Origin of the sequence: Paenibacillus sp. GD4 (assembly GCF_030846225.1) — a bacterium.
Lineage (GTDB): Bacteria > Bacillota > Bacilli > Paenibacillales > NBRC-103111 > Paenibacillus_G > Paenibacillus_G silviterrae.
Genome location: NZ_JAVCYK010000001.1, coordinates 3,574,730 through 3,598,908, shown reverse-complemented (window position 1 = coordinate 3,598,908; position 24,179 = coordinate 3,574,730). Strand labels below are relative to the sequence as shown.

Here is a 24,179-nt window from a genome sequence, read left to right as displayed (position 1 = left end):
CGTGAGAAAGACGGCCATCGCTATAGGCATAAGCGTGCTTGCCTTCCTTTATCATCCCTTTACGACTACTGCCGCTGAACCGAACATCACGGTTACGGTGAATGAAATGCCCCTAATGCTGAACATCCCGCCTGTGATCGTCGACGGCATAACGATGGTTCCCTTCCGCCCGCTGATGGAGAAGCTGGGTTTGCAGGTGGAATGGGCTGAAGAGAGCCGCGCTATTCAGGCCACCCGACCTGGCGTGAAGCTTGAGCTTCAGCTCGGCCAAGCCACAGCCGTGTTCAATGATGAACCTGTACCGCTCGATGCCGCACCTCGGTTGATTGAGGAAAGCGCCTTTGTCCCTCTTCGCTTCATCGCGGAGGCAACCGGAAATCAGGTGGAGTGGAATCCGGGGACAAGGTCCATTTCTATTCGAGGACCGGAATGGATCAAGTTTGTGCCGCATTTCGGCAACGGAAGCTTCGTTCCGGGACAAGTGCCCGATCGAGCCGCTGCCATGGACGTGTTTGAAGCGAAGGATCTGCTGCATATCGTTTGGTCCTCGTTCGATAAGGAATCGTGGACGTTCAAGGTGTACTTGTCCGCGGGGAAGCATGATGAATGGATCGTTCGGGAGAAGGTCGTGCTGGAGCTGCCGGCGTATGAATCGGAGATGGCCTCTACACAACCGCCTGTGTTATTGTGGGGAAATGCGATTTACTATGACGATGCAGAGGGCTTGAAGCGAGTGACATTCAATGAGAAGGGTGACGTGGTCTCGTCCGAAACTCTCATCCGGCTGCCTCGTGCACAGGACACGGTCCGGCCGCTGCATAAGGTCATTTCCGACAAAGAGGAAGGCATTCTATGGGCAGCCGAAACCGGGTTTCAGCTGTATTTCCTCGACGACCTGGGAAAGCCGATACCCGTTGCCATCCCTCCGTTCAGCGAGCTTTCCTTGGCTTACAGCCGGAATGTTCCATTGTTCCTGGATCCGACCCATACTTATTTGACGTTCAAGACAGGCATATTCGGAGGAGCCTTGGTCCGGTATCAGCTTCCTGCCGGAGCTTTCGTTCAGGACGATGCGAAGAGGGTACGCAAGCAGTACAGGTTAGCACCGGACGGTATGAAGCATGCTGCCAGTCAGCTTATTTATCATAAGGGAAAGCTGTACAGCTTTTATACGACAAATCAAGGCGCACAAGACAGACTTCACTTGGCCGTACTTGACCCGGTCACTTTAGAGATTCAAGAGGATTATCGAAACTTGGCGTCTATTTATGCGATTGCGACGATCACGGGGAATGAAATGCATTTGTGGCAAATGGAAAGCGACAGCGGCATCCTGGATCTTACTGTGTTCCGGTTGCCTTAGAGACAAGGGGGGCTCGCCGCCAGGGAGCGGGCTCCTTGTTCGGCATTCCCTCTCATATTTAGAAGGGAATGCCGGTATATTGAAGCGGCCCGTATTTGGCCATCCGGTAGACGAGCCCCGCAACAAACTGGGGCGAATAGGTCATGCCGTCGGTAAGCCAACGCTGGATGACTCCCAGATTGGCGTTGGACACATAGGCGATGAGGTATTCGCGGGGGACGAGTTCCTTCCCCTCCGCGGGCTGAATTTCCTTAAACCTGGAGTGCATATAGCTCTCCAGCCGTTCTCTAATCATGCTAACACAAGCCGGATCTCCCTTGGGCCCGAGCATGACCCGGAAGAACGCGCTATTGTCCCCGATGTATTCGAAAATATTCTGGATGATCTGGGGAGGCGTCTCGGCCGACGGGTGCTGGGCAATCATCTCGGGCGAAATCTTCGACATGTGTTTGAACAAGCCTCCGAGCACTTCCTGCTGATACTGCTCCAACAAATCATATTTATCCCGGTAGTGCAAGTAGAAGGTGCCGCGGTTTAATCCGCCCCGGGACGTAATATCCCCTACGGTTATCGCATCGAAGCCCTTCTCCTCCATGAGCTCCAGCAGTGCGCTGTATATCAGCTTCTTGGATCTGGCGATCCTGGCATCCGTTTTCTCCGACATGAACAATTCGGCCCTCTCTGTGCAATATTTTCAACATACTGAACATCGTTTTCTTCAAGTGTTGAGTAATGAACAACAGCGTTCGGTATTGTTCATTGCACTCCTCTGCAATCTGATTATAATCAACATTGTGTTCATTAATCAACTCGATGTTCATTATTTTCGGAGGTGTGCAGAAATGAAGGAACGGTCTTCTTTACTGAGGGAAAACATGTTATGGACCAGCGCTCTCATTGTTCTACTAGTCATGATGATCTTCGGCCTCGCGATGCTGGGAACGGTCAGCAGTGCCAAACCGAAGGAGCTGCCCGTTGCTTTGGTCGTGCTCGACCAAGAGGCTGCCCGTCCCGGCGGAGGAAGTGTGCATATAGGCAAAATGCTGCAGGAGAAGCTGCAGAGCGCTTCTCAGCTTCCTATCCGCTGGACGGAGCTGCCTTCGGAGGAAGCAGCCGTGGAAGGCCTTGATCGGCAGAAGTATTATGCTGCCCTGGTCATCGGGAAGGATGTCAGTTCAGGGGTGATCTCCTTGACGACGCCTTCCGCAAAGCCAGGTACCGTGAAAATCTATGTGAATGAAGGCTTGCATGCGCAAGCGGCCGGGGCGGTGAAGCAGATTCTGAATCAAGTCATGTCCGGCGCCGGGCAGGAAATCGGCAAACAGCTGCTCGCCCAGCTCGGTCAAGCGATGCCTCAAGTGCCCGCTTCCGTTGCCGGAGCGCTGATGACGCCATTTGTTATCCATGAACAGACGATCCATCCGATTGGTGTGAACCATGCGGGAGGAAATGCTCCGAATTTGCTGACCCAGCTCTTATGGGTAGGAAGCATGGTCAGCAGTATCCTGCTTTTTGCGGCGGTGCAGCGGTCAGGAGTGGCATGGACCTGGCGCTCGGCAGCTACGGTTCTCATAGCGGGTCTCGTCATCGTTACCGCCGCGGATAGTCTGCTCATGTGGATGGCCGAAGGCTGGTACGGGATGGAGCTCACGAACCGGGCCGGGCTATGGAGCTTCATGCTGCTAACGGGCGTCGCGTTTTTCCTCATGCAGTTCGCTTTGTTAAGCTGGATCGGCTTGCCGGCCATGGGCCTGATTGTGCTTACGATGTTTTTCGCCATGCCCGTGATCGGAATGGCGCCGGAATTTCTGCCCGAAGCCGCACGCGTATGGCTGTATTCCTGGGTGCCTTTGCGCTTTTCATCGGCAGGCATTAGGGATCTCCTGTACTTCGGCGGCAGCGAACCCTTGGAGGGGGCCGTCACCGTCCTCGGCTGGTTGGGCACCGGCGGGCTGCTCCTGATCGGTATGCTGCCGCTCCGGAAGCGGAAGGCTGCGCAATCTGCCGCATCCGCCGGACGCATATAAGAAAAAACGCCTAACGGCGTCCTTTTTAGAATCTCTGCGTGCTAATCGCATACTTTTGGTGCGGGGGAAGGGATGGGTATGGGGTTTGGGTCGCTCATGAAGTCGTGTCCAATTTAATTTTTTTAGTGGTAAGGACACGACTTCAAAGCCGGCTCTAAACTTTCCACCCCACGCCCATTCCCTCTTTGATCTACTTCTTGCCTGGCTCTAGTTCTCTTTTTCCTAAACAGTATTTATATCCATGGTTTCCTTTGTAGTGCTCGGAATCCGTTCCTATTCGTACCGTCGAATTGATCAAAATACATTCCGGTTAGTGATGGGGGGCAGTTCATCTTCGAACAGCATAATTCTGCGAATAGGCAACTTTTTTCATGATTTTGTATCAAAAACAAGAAGATTTCTGCGCATATACAACATTTCAGGGCCATTTGCCTCGTTTTCAGCCATTGCACTCTCTCAAAGATGCCTATTCTCACAAATCTCGTTCTGAACTTCGCTTGGGTTCATGGATTTCTGCACTATAGCAGCATTGCATCCCTTGACCAACTCGTGACAGCCTTCCCACAGGCGACACCAAACCAATCTTGAGAAAGGGCTGGAGAAGGCTAAAACATCATCAGAGGGTATCTCATACTTATCTTTTTGTAGGGGCCCTTTCACAAAAGTGCATTCGTGCTAAGAGGAAGCTTTGCTTCACTTATGCTGCGGCCAGCCTGCCGTAGTAAGGCCGAACACCGTGCCGACGGCAAGGAGAACGGTCCAAACCGCCAGACTGATCGTCATCCAGATCATGACGTATCGCGGCGACGAGCCGAAGCTAAGAGCGAGCAAAGCTGCGAGGTCCGTACCGATGATCGCCGGAGCGAGCAGCGCCAGCCCCGGGACGCCGTAGCGCTCCCAAATGCCCTTGGCCCGCTTCTCCTTTTTTGCCGACCGGGCAGCAATCTCCTCTTCCGTCACGCCCTGCTTCTGTGCCTTGCGCTGTCTTCTTCGTTGAAGCCAAGCCGAGATTTGGGTAAAGAAAAATCCGATCAGCAGCAGCGGAATGAAATTCCCCAAAAAGCCGGTAACGGAAACCGCTACCGGGTTCAGCCCCCACGCAATGCCAAGCGGCACCACCAGAAACACCTCAAGCCACGGCGCAGCCGCCATGAGAAACAAAACGACATACTGCCAGGCGGTTCCCCACCCTTGCATTTCTTCCAACATCGATTCCCCAACTCCTCTGCTTAAGTTAAGAATGTTTTAAGATTTGACCTGAAGGTTTGTTAAGATTTCTCCCCTACACTAGGCTATAGAAGAAACCGGATGGAGGGAAATCCAATGACATCGCAAAGTGCTGCCATCGAAAACCCGCAGCGCCAAAGCTTCCTAAGAGATCTCAGCCTGCTGCTGCTGATTCCGGCGGTAAGCACCTTTTATAATCAATTGAATCACGCGGGCCGGGGCGCCCACAGTCTGATGACCGACCTGGACCGGGCGATTCCTGTCATAGAGGCGTTTGTCTTGCCCTATTTGGCATGGTATGGTTTTATTTTAATAGCGTTTGTATATCTATGCCGCAAAGACCGCACCTCCTATTATCAGACGCTGGTCAGTACAATCATTGGCCTCCTGGTCAGCTATACAATCTACTTCTTTTACCAAACGACGGTGCCGAGGCCGGTGCTGACGGGTCATGATGTTTTTACTGTACTGTTGCAATATGTGTATTCTACGGATCAGCCGTATAATTGTTTCCCCAGCATTCATGTGCTGACCTCCTATTTAATTCTTAGAGGCTTTAAGGGAAGGCGCCAGCTTCCGCGGTTCGTTCGTGGGGCCGTATGGTTGATGTCCGTTATGATCATTGTTTCTACGCTTTTTGTGAAACAGCATGTGCTCATGGATGTGCTGGGAGCTATCGTGCTTAGCGAGTTGATACGATCCGTTGTGAAAATTTTCATACCCGATGTGACAAAGGAGGCCGACCCGACATGGCAGCCCAAACCATACTCTTGGTCGACGACGAGAAGGAAATTATAGATTTGCTGGAAATTTATTTGAAAAATGAAGGCTATCGCCTGCTGCGGGCAAGCAACGGGTGGGAGGCTTTGAGCGTACTGCAGAAGGAGGAGGTCGATCTCATCGTGCTCGACATTATGATGCCAAAGATGGACGGAATTGAAGCCTGCCTGAAGATTCGCGAGCAAAAGCACATGCCGATCATCATGCTGTCGGCCAAAAGCCAGGATATGGACAAGATCCTCGGCCTAAGCACCGGCGCCGACGATTATGTCACGAAGCCGTTCAATCCGCTGGAGCTGATCGCCCGGATCAAGTCGCAGCTGCGCCGGTATACTCGGCTGAATGTTGCCTCTGTGCGTAAGGAGAACGAAATCGAGGTGGATGAGCTGACGATCAATACCGCCACTCATGAGGTGCGCATCGACGGCCGGGAAGTAAAGCTGACCCCCCGTGAATTCGCCATTCTGGAGCTGCTGGCCCGCAACCGGGGGACGGTGTTCAGTATCGAGAAAATTTACGAGACGGTATGGCAGGAATCGTATTTCGATTCGGACAACACCGTGATGGTGCATATCCGTAAAATCCGCGAGAAGATCGAGGACAATCCGCGCAAGCCGAAGTTTATCAAAACCGTCTGGGGAGTGGGGTATAAAGTTGAATAAGCCGGCCAAAGTCAAAAAGCCTTGGGGGGAACGATTTCCGTTTAACCGGTTTCCGTTTACGCTCGTCAAGGGCATGCTTAGTTTTATCAAGGATATGTATGTGCTGGGAAAAACGCATGTGGAGCGCAGCCTGCGGCTCCAGCTCATGATCACGTTCGGCATCTGCCTGCTCGGGTCCATGCTGTTCTACGGGATTAGCAAGGAAATTTTCGGCATGATGAAGAAGGAGCCGGTGATCGACTATTCCATGAGCATCAGCCGCATCGAGAATGAGGCGCGGAGTCTCGTAAGGCAGCTGGACCCGGTGTCCTGGGAGGATATCGAGCACGAGGAGATGGAGGATGAAGCAGGGTCGAACGGCAGCGTGCCGGCTCAGCCGGTGCAGCCGGGTGTGCCGGTGCCGGGAGCGGAGACGGCTCCGGCGCAGGGCGCGGTGCCGCCTCCTGCACAGGATACCGCGGCCCCTTCGGCGCAGAGCGCGACGGCGCCTCAAGCCCAGAGTGCGGCAGCGGCTCCGCAGAGTGCGGCATCGCCTACAGCGCAAGGCGTGACGACGCCCCAGGCGCAGAGCACAGCGACGACGTCCCGAAGCCGGGCGGCTCAGCCGGCGGCGGCGGGCACGAATCCGCAGCGGACACTCACCCCTGCTGAGGAGCAGCGCCGCAAGGAAATCCAGGAGTCGCGACTGCGGGACTTTTACAGCCGCGTGAAGCGTCTCGCTGCCAACGAAAAATACAAGGTGGTCATCACCGACCTTGAGGGCAGAACCGTCTACCGCAGCGAGAATGCGACGGAAACGACGGTCGACCTCCACGGCGTCATCCGCAACGCCATGGAATCCAGAACGGACCGGGATCAATGGCGTCAGGAGTTTTCCAGCTTTTACCCGGTCAACTATAACGGCCAAAAATCGTATCTGATCGTCTCCGGCATACCGGAGCCGCATATCAGCTATGAGCGAGGACAGAGTCCGCTGGCTTTTTTGAGCGCGCTGGCGGTGTTTATCTTCATGTTCTATTACTTAACGCAGAGAAAAATGAGGTATGTGGAGGAGCTGGCGGCAGGTCTGCGAATGATTGCAACGGGTAATCTGGAGTATCGCGTGGAGGAACGCACGAAGGATGAGCTTGGTTCCTTGGCCCGGGGCATGAATATGATGGTCGAGGATTTACAGAACAAGATTGAGGAGGAACGCCGGGCGGAGCGTATCAAAAATGAATTGATCACCAATGTCTCCCATGACCTTCGTACTCCGCTCACCTTAATCATGGGCTATCTTCGTCTGCTTCACGACAAAAATTACGAAACGCCCGAGCAAGCTGCAGGCTATGTCGGTATCGCCTATTCCAAGTCCGAGAAGCTAAAATCGCTGATCGACGATCTGTTCGAATACAGCAAGCTGGCACACGAAGACGTTCCGCTTTATAAAAAGGGGGTCGTGATCAACGAGCTGCTGGAGCAATTACTGGAGGAATACGTGTCCTTGAGCGAGGAGCAGCAGTTCACCATTGTGCGAAGCGTTCCATCGGAGAAGCTGACCGTTCTGATCGATACGGATAAAATGATCCGCGTCTTCGAGAATCTCATCAGCAACGCGATCAAGTACAGTCCGAAGCCTGGAACGATTTCCATCGGCATGGCCAGAGAGCGAAGTCACGTGATTGTCCGCATTAGCAACAAAGCGGATGAGCTGAGCGCAGAGGAGCTGGAGAGACTGTTCGACCGCTTCTACCGTGTAGATGCCGCACGCACCTCGGAAACCGGAGGCTCGGGGCTGGGACTTGCGATTGCCAAGAGTATCGTGGAATCGCATGAAGGAAGTATTTGGGCGGAGACATCGAACGGAGAAATTCATTTCTATGTGAAGCTGAAGCTGGTATCCTAGGATACCGGCTTTTTTTTGTAAGTACGGCGCAGGAGCGTTCGAAGGGCAATATAGGAGGGGTCACGCTCGCTAATTGCCCTACTCGTCCGCAGGTCAGGTCAAGCCCCTTCCCCGCCGCTCAACCAATCGAGCAGATGCGGCAAGGCTTCCGCCGCGTCCTTCAGCCCAAGGTCGTAGAGTGCCTGCAGCGCCCCCACATCGCGCCCCATGCGGCCCACAGGGATGGAGCGGCTCGGACGTAGGACGAAGGCTTCTCCTTCGGAAGCCATCCGGTTCACGTCGTCCATGGTGGCATTGTAGCGGGCTGGCCGCTCCTTGAGCGCACGGACCAATCCGGCGTAACGCGGATAGGCCGCCCGGGCGGCGATTCCTCCGCGAAACGGCTTCTTGCGATGATCCGCATCCTTCGTCAGCACCACCACATGCCGCCGATTGCCGTCGGCGATGGACCGCTGAATCGGAATCGGGTCGGCGACACCGCCGTCAAACAGCACTCGGCCTTCGATGTTCACCGGCGGTGATACGAAGGGCAGGCTGCTCGATGCACGTATCACCTCGAGAAAGGGAATGCCCTTGGCCAAAGTATCCGCCTTCACATAGTATACCGCTTCCCCCGTGACGGCATCGGTCGCACCGACGACAAACTGCTGCGGCGAAGCGTTAAACGTCTGAAAGTCAAACGGAACGAGCCGGTTCGGCAGTTGGTTGAAAAGAAAGTCCATGCCGAACAGGCTGCGCTCCCGAAGCCAATTGCCGAAGCTCAAATAGCGGGGGTCCGTGACGTAACCGATGGTTACTTTATGATTCCTGCCCTGCTGGGCGGATATATAGGAGGCGGCATTGCATGCGCCGGCGGATACGCCGACAATATAGGGAAACTGTACTTGCTGCTGCAAGAAGTATTCCAATACCCCCGCCGTATAAACGCCGCGCATCCCTCCGCCTTCAAGCACTAATCCTATGGAGTGAAAATTCATGTTGTCATCCCTCATTTTTTCTCGTAAAGCGAGGCGCTGAAATAGGGCTTATCCACTCTACCCAAGTATTCGAAGCCCTGGTGCCTGTAATACTCATTCAATCGAACGTTGTCCGCCATACAATCGAGCCTGATCCGATCCTTGCCCTGACTCCGGATGTACACTGCAGCTTGCTCCAGGAGCAGCCTTCCCACACCCTCGCCGCGATAGGACCGGCTTACGACAAGCCGATGAATGTAGCCGGACTGCTCGTCATCCCTATCACCCCAGATAAAAGGGTCGTTCCACTGCACGGAGTAGGTTCCCATGACCCGCTCCCCGTCTACCGCGACAAACAGCTCCGTCTTTCGGAAATGCTCGGTAACCGATTCGATCGTAAAAGAACTCGGCTTCCACTGGTGAATGCCAAGCTCGCGATAGATCCAATCCGCCGCCTCCAGCCAAAGCTCCAGCACCGCCGGCAAGTCCCTGCTCTCGGCTCTCCTAATCGACAGGTTGGATAACACGCCCAATTTCATTCCTCCTCCCGGGAACAGATATGCTACAATGTATAACATCATATATCCGGGGGATGAAATTGACAATGCCAGGCTTCTTATTGGATTTGGACGGTACATTATATAACGGGGATCAGCCGATTCCCCATGCGGCGGAATTTATAGCCATGCTGAGAAAACGGGGACTTCCCTTCGTATTCCTCACGAACAACTCCTCCCGTACGCCGGGTCAGGTGGCCGCTCATCTCGTGCGAACCGGCATTGCGGCGCATGCGGAAGAGGTCCTGACGTCCTCGCAGGCGGCCGCTCTCTATTTGCAGGATGCGGGCGGCGTTCGGCGGATCATGGCCATCGGGGAAGACGGACTGCACCAGGCTCTGAGCGAGGCCGGTTTCGAGGTGACGTCGCCCGAGGAGGCGACGGCGAACGGCACGGCGGTCGACGCCGTCGTGCAGGGCATTGACCGCAGCTTCACCTATGCGAAGCTGCACGCTGCCGTGCGCGAGATCCGCCGCGGCGCACGGTCGGTGCTGACGAACCCGGACCATCTGCTGCCGTGGAACGGCGAGCTGACACCCGGCGCGGGTTCGATCGGGGCGGCCATCGAGCGCTCAAGCGAGGTGGCGCCCGTCGTGATCGGCAAGCCTTCGCCGATCATTATGCGTTATGCGGTCGCCAAGCTCGGGCTGGCGCCGCAGGAGATTTGGGCTGTCGGTGACAACCTCGGCACCGACATTCGCGGCGGCAGGGACGCCGGCTGCCGCACCGCGCTGGTGCTGACCGGCCTCGTGAACGAAGAGAACGCCGAGGCATGGCTGCAGCGCAGCGGGGTGACGCCGGAGCTGATCTGCCGCGACCTGAAGGAGCTCGCCGCTCGGCTTGAGCTCCCGTTCTAGCCCCAGCGCAGCTAGGCTAGGCTCCTTCTTGCGCCCGCAGGCGCTCTCGTACCGCCTTCGGCAGCTTGGCGACCACCAGCCGGTAGGACTCCTCGAGCATGTCCAGCAGCTCTTCCTCCGGCACGGATCCATCCAGCACGACGCTGTTCCAATGCCTTTTGTTCAGATGATAGCCCGGGAAGACGGCCTCCGGATATTTGTCCCTGACGATCCATGCGGTGTCCGGGTCCGTCTTCAGACTGACGCTGGGTTTTCCCTGGTAGCCGCCGAGCAGGGCGAACATTTTGCCCTCAACGAACAGCACTGCAGGCTCCGGTCCGAACGGATACCCGAGCGCCGCCCCTGTTTTGCCAAGACCGGCCTGCTTCACTTGTTCTTGATTCATACGCTCAACTCCCTTTATCCAATACGTACCTAATTAGACAAACCGGCGGCGTATTCCTTTTTTTATGGGACCGCCGATTTTATGAGAGCAGTTCAGTAACGAGAAATTAACGCTGAGCCGCTATGGAATGAACTTAGAACTTGAGGAGTAACATCCCCCATTAAAGGAAGTGACGTCAATGGAATGCCGCATCGGCTGTGCCGCTTGCTGTATCGCCGTATCGATTTCATCCCCCATTCCGGGTATGCCGGAAGGCAAACCTGCCGGTGTCCGCTGTGCGCAGCTGACGCAAGACAATAAATGTAAGCTCTTCGGCAAACCGGAGCGTCCTGCGGTTTGCGGCGGGCTGCAGGCCTCGGAGGAAATGTGCGGCGTTTCAAACGAAGACGCCTACGCTTACCTCGAGAGGCTTGAGCGCCTCACTTCTCCGGAGCGACCTTAGCAACACCGGGCTTGAACTGCCGTTTGTACATGTAATATCGCTGATTTTGCCTCGTCCAGCTTTTCTAGCTGCAGAACTACAGTAAGCTTGCAAACTTAAACACTCAAAGTTCAGAAATGGGGGCCTTTCAGCCATTATACTTTTACATAGATGCCTATTCTCACAAATCCCGTTCTTACCTAGTTTAGGAGGGTAGATTTCTGCACTATCAGCCAAATTCATAATTAGGAAGCCCTTGTGGAATAAGGTTATTCGGCCCGGAAATGCTCCCTGTAACGTTATGAAATCACCTGATATGAACGAAACCGTCAAGTGCTCAGCACGTACCCTTGATTTGGAGTGCTCTAAAGTAAGCCTGTCAAATGCCTTTTTTGACAGGCGGTTCACTCTGCCCATACTTTTTTACTTCGGTCTGGCTGATCAAGCCAGACCCTGCCCTACGGCGAGTAACGGGGTGCAGGGGGCGTGCTCCCTGCTGTCTTTCTTTAATTTGAGCTTGTGGTTCGAATGAGTTTCATTCCTTGGCACGAGGGCAAAATGGTTCTTTGCGCCGGTTGGCAACCTGATATTCGTGGGTTATCACAAGTGAATTGTATACGACCAGAGAGCTTACCTGCTAAACTTACGACGCGCATGAAGCCGCACTACCTGAAAGATTGACTTTGCGCAGGTGATTTCCGCGGATTATTACTCTCTGCCTTGCTTTAGTACTTTGCCCTCGAGCCAAAGAATGTAACGTAACGCATTGCCTAACTCACTAAGCCGGAATCACTTCCTTTTTCATTCAATCATACCCTTATTTTTTATGCTGTGATGCTGTTTTTTTGCTTATCTACTTCCTTGGCTATGGCCCATATGAAACCTATAAGCTCTCGGGCTACTGCGGCGATGATGGTTCCTTTGTGCTTTCCTTTGAAAAGGAGCTTCTTGTATTTGTGGTGTAATCGCTTTTGTGCTTTCCAGGAGATATTGACAATTTCCGAACTCAGTCCTTTTTGCCTATCTCGCAGCGTTTTCCGTATGGCAGGTGAGCTCCGATAGCTCCAGGCGGCTTCAACCAATACCCTACGTATATGGGCATTTCCAGCTTTCGTTATCCCACCTTGCCAACGACTCCCCCCGCTAGAACGTTCTGATGGCACCAGCCCCACATAACTCATGAGCTGCTGAGGGGATGCGAATCTTCCTGCAATGTGGCCAAGTTCCGAAGCTACAGTAACGGCTGTAATTAGGGCAACGCCATGGAGCCCCTGCAATGCTTGGATCATGGTCGCTTGGCATCCTTCACTCGTTTGCTTCTCCATCTCCGCTTCATATCTTCGGATCCGGTTCGTAGCTTCTTGGATGCTGTTTCGGTATTCTTGGAATACCATATCCTCACAACACCGAGAAAACCGTAAAGTATCTAACCAATTTTCATATGGCTGAGTCCACACTCGAACGCCCTTGGGCGGGTGGATCTGATGGCGAAGCAGAAACTTGGTTAAACGCTGTTTATGCCGATTCCTGTCTTGTACGGCATCTTCCCTGGCCCGAACCAAATCTCGCAAGGCTTCATCCTCGGGACGTGGTACATAGATCTCTGTCAATTCATTTGCTCTCCAGAGCTGCGCTAGACGTACAGCATCTCTCTTATCTGTTTTTATTCGAGTATTCCCCTCTAAGTCTGTTGGTGCGATGACGCTGCATTCCACATACATCTCCAAAAGCCATCGATACAAGACGAACCCCGTAGGGCCAGCCTCATAGCATATACTTAACTTTACGTCATCATCTTTCATTAACTGATTAACTAGTTTACGAACAGCCTCCTTCGTATGCGAGATGACACCATGGAACCTGACGGGTTCATTTCTATTTTCGGGGGCGATGGCTACAGCTATTTTTTCTTTGGATACGTCTAGACCAACATATTTTATGGTTATACTCATTACTAAACCGACTCCTTTTGTTTGTAGCTCTGTTTTGGAATATTGATTTGATTGCTCAATCAATTGATTTCCAAATTCACCCTACGTAATGCAAAATGGTAGTCGGTTTCGTTCATTTTAACTTACTGTACCCAAAATGTGTTCATCTGGACCTCTGTCAAGAAAGTAGACACAGAAACTATGAAACCTGGTGTTGTTCATAGTACCTCTTCTCGCACTGATGCGGGGTGAGATAACCAATCGTCGAGTGGATGCGGATCCGGTTGTAGTCGAACTCAATGTACCGGTAAATTGCATCATACGCCTGTTTTCGGGTGTGAAACTTTGTTTGGTACACGAGCTCTTTCTTCATTACGCTGTGGAAGGACTCGATACATGCATTGTCGTAGCAGTTGCCCTTACGACTCATGCTGCCAATCATCTCATGCTTCGTCAGCCGCTCGCGGTATTCGTTTGAGGCATACTGTGAGCCTCGATCAGAATGGTGAATTAGACCTGGAGGAGGCTTTTGCCGTTCACAAGCCTGGTCAAACGCTTCCAACACTAGTTCTTTGGTCATTCGCTCCCCAAGCGCCCAACCGACGATTTTGCGAGAGTACAGGTCCATCACGCTCGCTAGGTAAACCCAGCCCTTAGATGTCCCAATGTACGTAATATCTGTTACCCATACCTTGTTCGGTGCAAGTACGGTAAAGCCGCGGTTTAACACATTGTCATACACCGGTTGATTATGTTTCGAGTTGGTGGTTGCTTTGTATTTCTTCACTGTGCAAGAGCGCAGCCCCATCTCTTTCATCAGGCGAGCCACTGTTTTCGTCGAGATGGTATCGCCTTCTTCACGCAATTTGGCTGCAATCTTATCACTGCCGTAACGACGCTTGTAGGCATAGAAATGATGCTGGATTCGCTTCATCCGTTTCTTGCGAAGCTTTTCCTGTTCGCTTGGCTTTCGGTTCAGCCACTTGTAGTAACCGCTTCGGGAAACGCCCATCACAGAGCACATCTTCTCAACACGAAACTGGAAGCGGAATTTACGGATAAACGCGTAAATCAGTCTCGGTTTTTCGTGAAGAAGTGCATCGCCTTTTTTAGAATCTCGTTCTCCTCTTGAAGTTCTCGATTCATCTCTTCGAGCTTTTTGAGTCGTTCGTAATCGACAAACAGTTGCGACTTTTCACCCGTGTTGGTAAACTGCTTTCTCCACGCTCGAATGCTGCTTACAGGGATATCCAATTCTTTGGACACTTCGGCTGGGGTTTTCCCACTCTCTTGCATATGTTTTACGGTTTGACGCTTGAACTCTTCATCAAAATGCTGACGAATATCTCCCATGACACACCTCGACCTTTTAGTTTATTTTATTGTACCAGGTCGCTGATAGAGTGTGTCTACTTTCTAGTCTAGCTCCAATCTGCAACTGTAAGATGAAAAAATCGCGTTACAATGCGTCTGGTGCTTAACACGGCCCGGTTACGCTCCTTGTAACGTTATGAAATCACCTTACTGTACCAAATATGTTTTTATCTTCCAATGTAAGATGAAAAAATCGCGTTACAGGGCGTCTGTCTCACACGGACAATACCTGACCTACCTTGAGCAAGGGCAGGAGAGGGTATCGCATCCGCAATGCTGTTCCAATAGCTTTCGTGCTGTTACAAACCATCAAAAAAAGCAGGCAGCCCCAAGCTGCCCGCTCCCTTATTCCATTATCCCGCCGGCACTCATCCGGCGCGGCATTACTCCTGCTCCTTCACCCGCAGCCTCCCGTCCCGCTCCTCCACCTCGAGGAACAGCGGACGTTCATTCGGCGTCTTGTTCGGCGTGTGGATTGCGAGCATGAGCCGACCGTCGAAGGCGCGGAACAGCATCGCATGGCCGCCGTCGCTTTCGAAGAGCGCCTTCTCGTCCTGCACCCATGGCCCGAGGACAGTGCCGGACACGGATCGGGCCACGCCGAGCGCATAGGTGTTGTTAATGAAGCTTGCCCACAGCAGCAGCAGCTCTCCGTTCTCCGCACGGTACATATAGGTCCCGTCGGTCACATAATTGTTCTGCCCGGGGAAGCGCGGGTGCTGGAACGAGGTCGTCCACGGCGCCTCTGAAGCGGTGAACAGCACGCGGGGTTCTCCGCTCGCCGCCTTCAGATCCTCCGTCAGCCGGACAGCGCATACCTGCCCGTCGCCAACCTGCTGCCATTCGCGGCAGAAGACCATCCACGGCTGCCCCTCATCGTCGACGAAAAGCGTTCCGTCCAGCGAGCACCAGTCCTTGGGCGTTACCGGACCGTCACTGTACGGCACGAACGGCCCCTTCAGCGAGTCGCTTACGAGCACGGCGGTGCCCAGCAAGTCATTATCTTTCCTCCGGAATGTCGCGAACATATAGTAGCGCCCTTCATACAAGTGAACCTCCGGTGCCCAGAAGTTATTTTCCGCATAGAAGCCTTCTTCCGGCCGGAAGGCCGTATAAGGCCCTTCCCACTCGCGCAAATCCTCGCCCACATAGTAATCGAACCCGATCCCCTTGCCCCAAATATTCGGGTCCGTGCTTCCGAACAAGTAATATACACCCTCCTCCCGAACCGGAACCACGAACGGATCCCGAATCTGCAACTCTCCATTACTCACCTTCCCCATAGCTCCTAACCTCCTTTGCTTAGCTATACGTCGGATAAATCACACCGATATCACGCACACTCACCAATCGTTCTCCTTGCAGGTCCACCTGCTCATTCCCCTTCACCGTCACCGGTAGCTGCTGCCCCTCATACGCGACACTGCCTTCCACTGTCCGCACCGTCATCCCTATCAACGACAGCAAGCGTCCGCTGCAATCGCACACCGCCCGCGTACCGAAGGGAATGCGCAGATGCTCTGCTCCGTCCCGATAGACGATGCCTCCGGCTTCGCGTGTCACCACAAATTCGTAGGTTACCCCATCGACCGTACGGCTGTAGCCGATCTCCGGGGCCATATTCTCGCCGTGATCCTGAGGATACGGAAGCAGCGCCGTGAACCACAGCTCGCCGTTCGGCCTAGGCAAAATCCCGGACAGCCGCTCCACGAAATCGAGCAGACATAACACGGCCGGCGAATACGTCTCGGTGAAGCCTTCCTGCCCGTTCCAAGGGCTGAGCGTTTGCGCGAACCGCTCCATTTGGGCCATCGCCGTAATAATGGGGTTCAGCACCCACGTCAGCTCCACATACCGGTGATGATGCTCGAAGGCGTGCGGCGTCCGAATCATCGTCAGGAAGTTCGAGGTTCCTGCCCAGGTATTGTAGCTGGAGAACGGATCGAAGCGCGGGTCATCCATCGCGATGGACGTGAACGGGTATTTCGCAAAAAACTTCCGCGTATTCAGCAAATATCGGCGCAGCGCCCGATCGAAGAACTCCCGGTCTCCTACCTCGCAGGCAAGCACCCGGAGCAGCACATCGGACTGGACCCTCACGAACTCCCCGTTCCGATCCAAGTCGTAGAAGAATGCGTCCGGCTCGTCGTAGCAGTACTTAAACAAGCTATCCAAGCTTCTTTGCGCTTTCGCTTCCCAATCCGCAGCGGCATCCGGATCCCCCAGCTCCCGCGCCATCCGGGCCAAATACCCGCGCTGGCAGTACACATTCGCCGTCAAATCCGGCGCCAGGAAAGGCAATATCGGCGAGTCCGGATTATACTGCCGGGCATCGTCCAGATGCCCCGTGTCCGGCACATGCCAGAAGCGCGGCGACAGATCGTGCCCCGTATCGAACGTACAAAACGCCTCCACGCAGCCGGTTCCCCTTGTATCCCGATAACGGACCAGCCATTCATCATAGCGTGCCATCGCCTCATACATGGTTCTAAGGAAGTCCTTGCTTCTTCCGTTCAACTCATAATGATTCCAGACACAGCGCGCCAGCGGAGTCACCGTCTGGATCTGCCGGTAGGCCGGCCCTTGCTGCGTCAGCTTGTAGGGCAGCTGTCCGTCGTCCTTCTGATGGTCCGCGAACAGCCGGTACGTATCCTCCGACACCGTAGGCAGAAAGCGCGACATCAGCTCGTTGTTGATCGTCCCGGTGCTCTCCATCCAGCAGCCGTAGTAAATGCCGCCCTCATGCAGCGCCGGAGCTTCGCCCAGCGTAGGCTTGATGCAGTCCAGAAGCTTGCTGAGCGCAACATAGTAGGTATCCTCCAACCGGCCGCCCTCCGATACGAATTTCACTCCCGACCGAAGCCATTCCTGCAGTACAGGCGCATCCGAGGCTTTCTTCAACTCCCCCAGTCGCTCCTCGACCGATAGTCCCCTTAACCGTTCCAGTACCTTTCCGCTCATCCGCTTCTCCTCCTGTGAACAGAAACGGACTGCCACAGGCAGCCCATTCCTCCTACATAAATTATTTATTGTTGTTAAAGATCTTCACCGTACCGTTATAGAAATCCTCTACGCCCTTCTTGATGTCCTTCTTGCCGAAGCCGATTTCCTGCACCGTAGTTTCCGCTAGCTTATTGAACTCATTCTGCCCCGGAGGGTTGTAGCTGATCTTGAACGGCTCCTTCTTTGTCGCTTCGGATACGCGGCTGGTGTAATCATAGATGATTTGCTCGACCTCGTTGGCATCCTTCTTCAGCAGCTCCCGCATCTTGGAGGTTACAGGAACGCCGCGGTCATTACCCAGAATCTTGGCTGCATCCGGGTCATTGATCCAGAAGTTCATCAGCATCGCGACTTCCTTCGGATGCTTGGTCTTCGCATAGCCCGACATCCCTTGGCTCGACTCGAAGACTACGCCCGTTCCTTTAGGACCGCGCGGTACTTGAACCAGTGTCAGCTTATCCTTCGTCAGGTTCTGGTGAGCGACCAGCTGGTTGGAGGCTGTCAGGCCCATGGCCACCTTTCCGGTAACGATAAGTGACTTGCTCGTATCCGCAGGCGGGTTCGATACCTGCAGCTCCGGCGTCACCAAGCCCCCAGCCTTGGCGGTTTCGCCCCAATAGTTGAACCACGGCTCAACATCCTTCTGCTCGAAGCCAAGCTTCCCATTGTCCATATCGTACAGCTGCTTGCCGTTTTGCTTCAGGAATATATCCATGCCATCGACTGTGTAGTTATACGTGCCGAAAACATCCTTGCCGAGCTTGGCGGATATTTCTTTGGCTGTGCGGGCGTAATCCTCCCAGCTCCACCCGTCCTTCGGCACCTCCATGCCGGCCTTCTTGAAGAGCTCCGTATTGACAATGATCCCCCGTGCGTTCGCTCCTACCGAGACATGCACCAGCTTGCCCTTATAAGTACCGTAATCGATCATCGTCTTATCCATGTCGGTCAAATTCAGATCCTTGCCAACGTAAGGGTCCAGCTCCAGCAGCACACCTTTATTCGCATAGTCCACCATGTTGCCGCCGAGGAAAAATACGTCCGGAGCCGTCCCGGAGGCCAGCTGGGTATTCAGCTTGTCGAAGTAGCCGGAGCTTGGAGCGAATTCGCCGATTACCTTGATGTTCGGGTTTTTCTCTTCGAACTTGCGAAGCGCCTGGTTGGTCATATCCGCACGCTTCTGGTCTCCCCACCACATGACGCGCAGCTCGACCTTCTCCCCGCCCGCTGCATTCCCGCCGCCGTTCGCTTGAGGAGCCGCCTGCTGAGGTCCGCCCCCCGTACCACCTGCGCAAGCGGTTGTTACCGCTACCATAGCCGCCAACGTTGAGGCCAGCATTTTTTTCTTCATAAAGCTCATCCCCCTGGTCATTGGATTCAGTACCTTGATACTTGTATCGTAAAACAAACGGATCAACCGGTGAATTGGATTTCTTCGGCACTTCGCTATCAATAATTTCGGGTGCCCCGTTATTTGATGCCTGTGGTAGCGATCCCGTCGACGAAGTAGCGCTGGAAGCTTAAGAAGATAGTCATGATCGGCACAAGCGACAGGACGGACATGGCCAGCAGAGCGCCCCAGTCGGATTCGCCCGAAGGATCGAACAAGGAGCGGATGCCGAGCTGTACGGTGAACAGCTTGATATTGTTCAAATAAATCATCTGGCTGAAGAAATCATCCCACGTCCAGATAAAAGTGAAGATCGCAGTCGTGATCAGCGCCGGCACCAGCAGAGGGAGAATGATGCGCCAGTAAATTTGACCGTAGCCGCAGCCGTCGATCGTAGCGCTCTCATCCAATTCTCTCGGAAGTCCCCGGATAAATTGCACCATGAGCAGCACGAAGAACGAGTCGTGGGCGAGCCATTTTGGAATAATCAACGGGTAATACGTGTTAATCCATTGGAAGTAGTTGTACATCGTATACTGCGGCACCAGCGTGACATGATACGGAATCATGATCGTGACCAGCATCAGGCTGAACCACAGCTTCTTGAAACGGAACTCCAGCCGGGCGAAGGCAAAGGCCGCCAGCGAGCAAGTAACTACGTTGCCGAGCACCGACAGGATAGAGATTTGGGCCGAATTTGCAAAGAACCTCCCGAAGGAAATGCCCTGAAGCCCCTTCCAGCCGTTGATATAATTTTGCAGCGTCCATACCTTCGGCCATAGGCTCGTATCGGAGAAAATCAGCTGGTTCGGCTTAAACGAGCTGAAGAGCAGCCAGAGTACGGGATACATCATGAGCAGTCCAAGCGCAATAATTACAGCGTGCTTGCTTCCTCGAGCCCATATCGCTTTGGTCAACATTGTATCATCACCCCTTTCCGGCTTTCTCGTCCCCGTAGAACACCCAGTACTTGGAGGTCACGAAGACGATGGCTGTGAACACGCCGATGATCAACACCATAATCCACGCTAATGCGGAGGCATAACCCATATCGAAGAACGAGAAGCCCTTCAAGTACAAATACAGCGTGTAAAATAAGGTCGAATCGATCGGACCGCCTCTCCCGTCTCCGATCACATATCCGGGAGTGAACACCTGGAAGGAGTTGATGATGCTCATGATCAGGTTGAAAAAAATAACCGGCGAAAGTAGCGGCAGTGTGATGTTCCAGAAGCGTCTCGCCGGGCCGGCTCCGTCCACCTCGGCCGCCTCATACAAATCGGATGGAATCTGCTTCAAGCCGGCGAGGAAGATGACCATGGCCGATCCGAACTGCCAAACCGCAAGCGTGACGATCGTAGAGAGCACGTAGTCCGGGTGGGAGATCCACGCAGGCCCTTTGATCCCGAACCATCCGAGGAAATGATTGACCAGCCCTTCGCCGTCGAACAGCTTGCGCCACACGATCGCAATCGCTACGCTGCCGCCCAGCAGAGACGGGATGTAATATACTGTCCGGTATAAGCCGAGAGCGCGGATTCCTTTGTTAAGCGCCATGGCCACCAGCAGGGCAAAGGCCAAGCGAAGCGGTACGGAGTAGAACACGTATTGGAACGTCAGTCCGAGAGAGCTTAAGAACGATTGGTCCTCGAGGAAAATATGCTTGTAGTTATCCAGCCCCAGCCATGTAGGAGCCGTCAGCAGGTTGAACTTCGTAAACGATAAATATAAGGACCCCAGCATGGGACCGAGCGTCAATGCAAAGAAGCCGATCAGCCATGGGAGCAAAAACAAATAGGCGGTCCGATTTTGCCGTAAATAGTTTGCTTTGCGTGCCTTGGACATTCGCGTCCACCTCCCATTCGGTACTTGATATACTCTTATCTTACCGATGGGAGGCTTCCGCTTGAATGCTATTTCTTCGGCACTTCGCTTATAATTTTTTCAGGTGGCTTTGGAGCGGAATTCGGAAGGGGTGACGCCGTGCATCTTCTTAAACTTGGAGCTGAAATAGCTGGCGTTGGAGAAGCCGGTTAACTCGGCGATATCCCATAGGTTCAGAGAGGTGTCCTCCAGCAGCCGAACGGCCTTAGCCATGCGCACCTCGGTCAAATATTGGATGAACGTCTTGCCCACCTTGGCCTTGAACAGCTCGGAGAAGTAGGACGGGTTGTAGCGGAACCTCTCGGCCAGCAGCGTCAAATTCAAATCATACATGTAATTCTCATCGATAAATTGCCGGACGGATTGGATCAAGGAATGCTCCGCGTCCTCCGGATCGGTCAGCTTGATTCCTTGGGCCAGCCGCAGCAGGTATTCCACGGCCTTCCCTACGGTATCCAGTCCCCAGACCAGATCGGGGCGAAGCCATAGCGGCTCTCCCTTCGGAAGCGCAGCCCTAGCTGCATGGGCAGCGGCCTCCAGCAGCAGATACAGCTGGAAGATCAGCTTCACGAAGCGGACTCTGGATTCGGCGTAGGCCGCCTCCAGCTCTTGCCGCGCGGCTTTGCCGAACGCATCGAGCTCCCCGCGTGACAAATACCGCTCAATGACCTTGACCGTCTCTTCCGATAGCGCATCCCCGGTATCCTGGAGATGCTGCCCTTCCCCGCCTGCAGCCATGCTCCAGGCTAGCAAGGAAGAAGAATAGCCTTCCTTCCACTGCGGGAGACCTGTCACGGTTTGACCCGAGCCTACCGCCGGCTCGAAGCCGAGGAGCTTGGCAACGCAACCCCGAAGCTCGGTGCAGAAGGAATCGTCGGCATCAGCGACAACAAAATGGACGAGCCCCGGGTAGCTTGGGTCGCGGAATGCAACGGGGCGGGGCTCTGACGATGCATACGTCTCTGCGAACTCTTGCGCGAGCATCTCGAAGGGCACCCGCATGCTTTCGGGGGTTCGTTCCTTGCTCCCGCCGGTCCCTGTTCTGACGAGTCCGGCGGTTACGAAACGAACCGCTGTTTGCCCTAAGGTGTCCAGCTCGAATAGCTTAGCGCGCTCCCGCAAGGCACCGTCGCTAACTAATCCTTCTTTGACCAGGTGCACAAGGAAATTCTCTTTGTTCTCCCGGTAGTATTGGGACAGCTTCCACTGCACCGTCGCCTGCTCATCCCGCTGATTCCGCTCCCTTTCCAGCTCCCGAACCACCTTGCCGAGGGATTCGTTCAACTCGTCTTGAGCGACCGGTTTGAGCAGGTAGTCTCTGGCTTGATGCTTGATCGCCGCTTTTGCATAATGGAAGTCTTCATAGCCCGTGATGACAAGGAGGCGCAAGGAAGGATAGTGCTTCTGGCAAGCGTCCAGAAACGATACCCCGTCCATCACCGGCATGTTCATATCCGTAATGACGATGTCGATCGGTTCGCCGCCAAGTCGCTCCAGCGCCTCCGCCCCGTTCGAAGCCTCTCCGACAACTGTCAGCTGCAGCCGTTCCCAATCCGCCTTCAGCCGCAGCCCCATCCGGATCTCCGGCTCGTCATCCACGATCAGTACCCGGTACATCATGCTTCCCCTCCTGTATAGGCAAGTGTAGTTCAATTCTTGTTCCGTTCCCCTGCTCCGATCGGATCGCATAGGTGAAGCCCCTGCCGTAATACAGCCGGCAGCGTGCCAACACATTGCGCAGGCCGATATGACGGGAGCCGCTGCTTAGTACCTGATCCAGCTGCAGCGCCGACGATTCCGCCGTCAGCTGCTCAATCGCCTCGGGAGTGATCCCCGGACCGTTATCCTCAACGGCCAGACGAACCAAATCTTTTCCGGTGTACACGGTGATGCGTACCTGAGCAACGCTTTCCTTGCGGAAGCTGTATTTGACCGCGTTCTCAATAAGCGGCTGCAAAATAAACTTCACAATTTCCCTGGTATCGGTCGCTCCGCCGTCTTCCTCTATCGAGACGGCCAGCCGATCGCCGAAACGGATCTGCAGTATCGCCGCATAATGCCTTACATACTTGATTTCCTCCTGAAGCGGCACCAGATCACTGGTGATGTGCAGGGAAAAGCGCAGCATTTTGCCTAACGATTCAATGACCTTGACCGTGTCCTCCGTTCGACGCTGCAGCGCCAGACTGCTCAGCAGCTCTAAAGTATTGAACAGAAAATGCGGATTGATCTGCATCAGCAGAGCCTTATATTCCGCCTGCTGCCGCAGCAGCTTCAGCTCGAATTCGGTTTTGATGTGATCCCTTAGCCGCGCCACCATGTTGCGGAAGGTCGCCGTAACATACTCGACCTCGCTGCGTATAGTGCCCGCTGCAGGAATATGACTCTCCGCCTTCTCGAAATCCCCCTTCTGTACATATTTCATTGCTGTGGTCAGCCTTGAAAGCGGTCTTGAAATGCCGTAGGACAGCCAAGTCGATACCATCACAACACAGATCAGCAGCAGACAGCTAAACACAATAATCGTCGTCCGCAGCTTATATAGCTTCGCGTACAAATCGGTCTCGGGCACGATGCTCACGAGCGTCCAGCGGTTTCGTTTCAGCTTTTTGTAAACGAGAATTTCGGTATCTCCCTTCTCGTTCTTCACATAAACCACGCCCTGCTCGGTCCGGTCGTTGCGCAGCTTTTCCACTTGCCGTACCGCCTCGGTATGGTCGCTGTAGCCCTCTTGGGGGAGAATCTGACTGCCGTTTTGATCCAGCAGAAAAATGGTACCGCTTTCGCCTAAATGAATCCGGTTGAGCGGCTCCAGGAAAAAGTCCGTGCTCATATTGACCTTGATGACGTTGCGCGATTGCAAAGGCTCGAAGGTGCCGATCGGAAGCAGCAGGCTGACTACCTGATACGGGCGCAGCTGCGCGGTTTCTACCTGATCCCAGTGGGAGGACACCCACTGCTCGCCGCGGTTCACGAAATTGCGGTACCACGATTCGTTGATGATCGAGGCATCTGTGACCACCCCGTTATCCTGGCTTACACGAACACCCTCGCGACGGTATAAGGAAATCGAGGATATTCCCGAATAATTATTCGTCGCCGTCGTAAGAAATTTGCTCATGCTGATATTGGCCAGCATTTTCTCCCCAGCCGGGAGGTCGGGGTCGGACAGCGCGCTATCCCAATTTTTCGTTTCGGTGCTGTTAAACACCAGAGAGGACGCATCGTACATCTGGAGCAGCGCCATATCGATGTACGAGCCGTACTCATCCATTTTCTCGAGTGCCGAGGATTCGATATAGGAGCGGATAATCGAGCGGGACTCGTTGAACAGGAAATAAGACATCGTCCCGAAGGAGAACACCAGCAGCACCACGAAAAAAGCGATCAACCGGTTCCTGAGCGAGTAAAACATGATTACAGCCCCCACCCTATGAGAATGGACTGGCCTCCAGTCCGTATGGTTCATTATATAGA

General features: G+C 54.1%; 20 protein-coding genes and 1 pseudogene. 7 read left to right on the top strand and 14 right to left on the bottom strand.

Going from position 1 to position 24,179, the window contains the following annotated elements; all coding sequences use genetic code 11:
* The first annotated feature begins 1 nt into the window (after position 1).
* Entirely contained in the window at positions 2-1,363 is a 1,362-nt protein-coding gene (locus tag RAC89_RS17465) for a copper amine oxidase N-terminal domain-containing protein (protein WP_306614983.1), read from the top strand.
* A gap of 58 nt (positions 1,364-1,421) precedes the next feature.
* Here the strand turns inward: RAC89_RS17465 and RAC89_RS17460 are convergent, their stop codons facing one another.
* Complete coding sequence (locus RAC89_RS17460) at positions 1,422-2,027, bottom strand: TetR/AcrR family transcriptional regulator (RefSeq protein ID WP_306614982.1); 606 nt, start codon at positions 2,025-2,027, stop codon at positions 1,422-1,424.
* 178 nt (positions 2,028-2,205) lie between these two features.
* Here RAC89_RS17460 and RAC89_RS17455 point away from each other — a divergent pair, with 178 nt between their 5' ends.
* Positions 2,206-3,390: a YhgE/Pip domain-containing protein gene (locus RAC89_RS17455; RefSeq protein ID WP_306614981.1), complete on the top strand. Its 1,185-nt coding sequence runs from the start codon at positions 2,206-2,208 to the stop codon at positions 3,388-3,390.
* Positions 3,391-4,083: 693 nt separating this feature from the next.
* On the opposite strand, the gene RAC89_RS17450 is transcribed toward RAC89_RS17455, so the two are convergent.
* The gene (locus tag RAC89_RS17450; RefSeq protein ID WP_284644717.1) at positions 4,084-4,599 is read right to left on the bottom strand and encodes a small multi-drug export protein; all 516 of its coding nucleotides are present in this window, start codon (positions 4,597-4,599) and stop codon (positions 4,084-4,086) included.
* Between the two features lie 114 nt (positions 4,600-4,713).
* Between RAC89_RS17450 and RAC89_RS17445 the strand changes: the two genes are divergently transcribed.
* Genes RAC89_RS17445 through RAC89_RS17435 form a run of 3 tightly spaced genes read left to right on the top strand, consistent with a single transcriptional unit; the run spans position 4,714 to position 7,944 of the window.
* The gene (locus RAC89_RS17445; protein WP_306614979.1) at positions 4,714-5,415 is read left to right on the top strand and encodes a phosphatase PAP2 family protein; all 702 of its coding nucleotides are present in this window, start codon (positions 4,714-4,716) and stop codon (positions 5,413-5,415) included.
* Positions 5,367-6,059 (top strand): response regulator transcription factor, encoded by a 693-nt coding sequence (locus RAC89_RS17440; RefSeq protein WP_284644715.1) that lies wholly within the window; start codon positions 5,367-5,369, stop codon positions 6,057-6,059. The genes RAC89_RS17445 and RAC89_RS17440 overlap by 49 nt, the downstream gene beginning before the upstream one ends.
* A complete protein-coding gene (locus tag RAC89_RS17435) occupies positions 6,052-7,944 on the top strand; it encodes a sensor histidine kinase (protein WP_306614978.1) in 1,893 nt (630 codons plus the stop codon). Before RAC89_RS17440 ends, RAC89_RS17435 begins: the two co-directional genes overlap by 8 nt.
* Before the next feature lie 98 nt (positions 7,945-8,042).
* Here the strand turns inward: RAC89_RS17435 and RAC89_RS17430 are convergent, their stop codons facing one another.
* The gene (locus tag RAC89_RS17430; protein WP_306614976.1) at positions 8,043-8,921 is read right to left on the bottom strand and encodes a patatin-like phospholipase family protein; all 879 of its coding nucleotides are present in this window, start codon (positions 8,919-8,921) and stop codon (positions 8,043-8,045) included.
* An 11-nt stretch (positions 8,922-8,932) separates the two neighbouring features.
* Positions 8,933-9,439: a GNAT family N-acetyltransferase gene (locus RAC89_RS17425; protein ID WP_306614974.1), complete on the bottom strand. Its 507-nt coding sequence runs from the start codon at positions 9,437-9,439 to the stop codon at positions 8,933-8,935.
* 65 nt (positions 9,440-9,504) lie between these two features.
* Between RAC89_RS17425 and RAC89_RS17420 the strand changes: the two genes are divergently transcribed.
* Positions 9,505-10,314, top strand: a complete 810-nt coding sequence (locus tag RAC89_RS17420; protein ID WP_306616121.1) for an HAD-IIA family hydrolase — start codon at positions 9,505-9,507, stop codon at positions 10,312-10,314.
* A gap of 16 nt (positions 10,315-10,330) precedes the next feature.
* Here RAC89_RS17420 and RAC89_RS17415 read toward each other — a convergent pair whose 3' ends face one another.
* Positions 10,331-10,699: an MmcQ/YjbR family DNA-binding protein gene (locus tag RAC89_RS17415; RefSeq protein ID WP_306614972.1), complete on the bottom strand. Its 369-nt coding sequence runs from the start codon at positions 10,697-10,699 to the stop codon at positions 10,331-10,333.
* Positions 10,700-10,877: 178 nt separating this feature from the next.
* On the opposite strand from RAC89_RS17415, the gene RAC89_RS17410 reads away from it, so the two are divergent.
* Entirely contained in the window at positions 10,878-11,141 is a 264-nt protein-coding gene (locus RAC89_RS17410; RefSeq protein WP_306614970.1) for a YkgJ family cysteine cluster protein, read from the top strand.
* Positions 11,142-11,944: 803 nt separating this feature from the next.
* On the opposite strand, the gene RAC89_RS17405 is transcribed toward RAC89_RS17410, so the two are convergent.
* From RAC89_RS17405 to RAC89_RS17360, 9 genes and pseudogenes are all read right to left on the bottom strand, one after another.
* On the bottom strand, positions 11,945-13,072 hold the full coding sequence (locus RAC89_RS17405) for an IS110 family RNA-guided transposase (protein ID WP_306612462.1): 1,128 nt from the start codon (positions 13,070-13,072) through the stop codon (positions 11,945-11,947).
* A gap of 178 nt (positions 13,073-13,250) precedes the next feature.
* Positions 13,251-14,395 (bottom strand): annotated as a pseudogene (locus RAC89_RS17400) (IS3 family transposase).
* A 413-nt stretch (positions 14,396-14,808) separates the two neighbouring features.
* On the bottom strand, positions 14,809-15,708 hold the full coding sequence (locus tag RAC89_RS17390) for a glycoside hydrolase family 43 protein (RefSeq protein ID WP_306614968.1): 900 nt from the start codon (positions 15,706-15,708) through the stop codon (positions 14,809-14,811).
* Positions 15,709-15,727: 19 nt separating this feature from the next.
* Positions 15,728-17,386: an MGH1-like glycoside hydrolase domain-containing protein gene (locus RAC89_RS17385; RefSeq protein ID WP_306614966.1), complete on the bottom strand. Its 1,659-nt coding sequence runs from the start codon at positions 17,384-17,386 to the stop codon at positions 15,728-15,730.
* Positions 17,387-17,447: 61 nt separating this feature from the next.
* Entirely contained in the window at positions 17,448-18,779 is a 1,332-nt protein-coding gene (locus RAC89_RS17380) for an ABC transporter substrate-binding protein (RefSeq protein WP_306614965.1), read from the bottom strand.
* Positions 18,780-18,898: 119 nt separating this feature from the next.
* A complete protein-coding gene (locus RAC89_RS17375; protein WP_284644706.1) occupies positions 18,899-19,738 on the bottom strand; it encodes a carbohydrate ABC transporter permease in 840 nt (279 codons plus the stop codon).
* A 7-nt stretch (positions 19,739-19,745) separates the two neighbouring features.
* Entirely contained in the window at positions 19,746-20,663 is a 918-nt protein-coding gene (locus RAC89_RS17370; RefSeq protein WP_306614963.1) for a carbohydrate ABC transporter permease, read from the bottom strand.
* Positions 20,664-20,762: 99 nt separating this feature from the next.
* On the bottom strand, positions 20,763-22,322 hold the full coding sequence (locus RAC89_RS17365; RefSeq protein WP_306614962.1) for a response regulator transcription factor: 1,560 nt from the start codon (positions 22,320-22,322) through the stop codon (positions 20,763-20,765).
* Complete coding sequence (locus RAC89_RS17360; RefSeq protein ID WP_306614961.1) at positions 22,294-24,117, bottom strand: cache domain-containing sensor histidine kinase; 1,824 nt, start codon at positions 24,115-24,117, stop codon at positions 22,294-22,296. The genes RAC89_RS17365 and RAC89_RS17360 overlap by 29 nt, the downstream gene beginning before the upstream one ends.
* Positions 24,118-24,179: the final 62 nt, after the last annotated feature.

Bases quoted from the DNA above. Each gene is read 5' to 3' on its own strand.
- RAC89_RS17460 (WP_306614982.1), bottom strand. From the start codon at position 2,027: ATGTCGGAGAAAACGGATGCCAGGATCGCCAGATCCAAGAAGCTGATA.
- RAC89_RS17455 (WP_306614981.1), top strand. From the start codon at position 2,206: ATGAAGGAACGGTCTTCTTTACTGAGGGAAAACATGTTATGGACCAGC.
- RAC89_RS17450 (WP_284644717.1), bottom strand. From the start codon at position 4,599: ATGTTGGAAGAAATGCAAGGGTGGGGAACCGCCTGGCAGTATGTCGTT.
- RAC89_RS17445 (WP_306614979.1), top strand. From the start codon at position 4,714: ATGACATCGCAAAGTGCTGCCATCGAAAACCCGCAGCGCCAAAGCTTC.
- RAC89_RS17440 (WP_284644715.1), top strand. From the start codon at position 5,367: ATGGCAGCCCAAACCATACTCTTGGTCGACGACGAGAAGGAAATTATA.
- RAC89_RS17430 (WP_306614976.1), bottom strand. From the start codon at position 8,921: ATGAATTTTCACTCCATAGGATTAGTGCTTGAAGGCGGAGGGATGCGC.
- RAC89_RS17425 (WP_306614974.1), bottom strand. From the start codon at position 9,439: ATGAAATTGGGCGTGTTATCCAACCTGTCGATTAGGAGAGCCGAGAGC.
- RAC89_RS17420 (WP_306616121.1), top strand. From the start codon at position 9,505: ATGCCAGGCTTCTTATTGGATTTGGACGGTACATTATATAACGGGGAT.
- RAC89_RS17415 (WP_306614972.1), bottom strand. From the start codon at position 10,699: ATGAATCAAGAACAAGTGAAGCAGGCCGGTCTTGGCAAAACAGGGGCG.
- RAC89_RS17410 (WP_306614970.1), top strand. From the start codon at position 10,878: ATGGAATGCCGCATCGGCTGTGCCGCTTGCTGTATCGCCGTATCGATT.
- RAC89_RS17405 (WP_306612462.1), bottom strand. From the start codon at position 13,072: ATGAGTATAACCATAAAATATGTTGGTCTAGACGTATCCAAAGAAAAA.
- RAC89_RS17390 (WP_306614968.1), bottom strand. From the start codon at position 15,708: ATGGGGAAGGTGAGTAATGGAGAGTTGCAGATTCGGGATCCGTTCGTG.
- RAC89_RS17385 (WP_306614966.1), bottom strand. From the start codon at position 17,386: ATGAGCGGAAAGGTACTGGAACGGTTAAGGGGACTATCGGTCGAGGAG.
- RAC89_RS17380 (WP_306614965.1), bottom strand. From the start codon at position 18,779: ATGAAGAAAAAAATGCTGGCCTCAACGTTGGCGGCTATGGTAGCGGTA.
- RAC89_RS17375 (WP_284644706.1), bottom strand. From the start codon at position 19,738: ATGTTGACCAAAGCGATATGGGCTCGAGGAAGCAAGCACGCTGTAATT.
- RAC89_RS17370 (WP_306614963.1), bottom strand. From the start codon at position 20,663: ATGTCCAAGGCACGCAAAGCAAACTATTTACGGCAAAATCGGACCGCC.
- RAC89_RS17365 (WP_306614962.1), bottom strand. From the start codon at position 22,322: ATGATGTACCGGGTACTGATCGTGGATGACGAGCCGGAGATCCGGATG.
- RAC89_RS17360 (WP_306614961.1), bottom strand. From the start codon at position 24,117: ATGTTTTACTCGCTCAGGAACCGGTTGATCGCTTTTTTCGTGGTGCTG.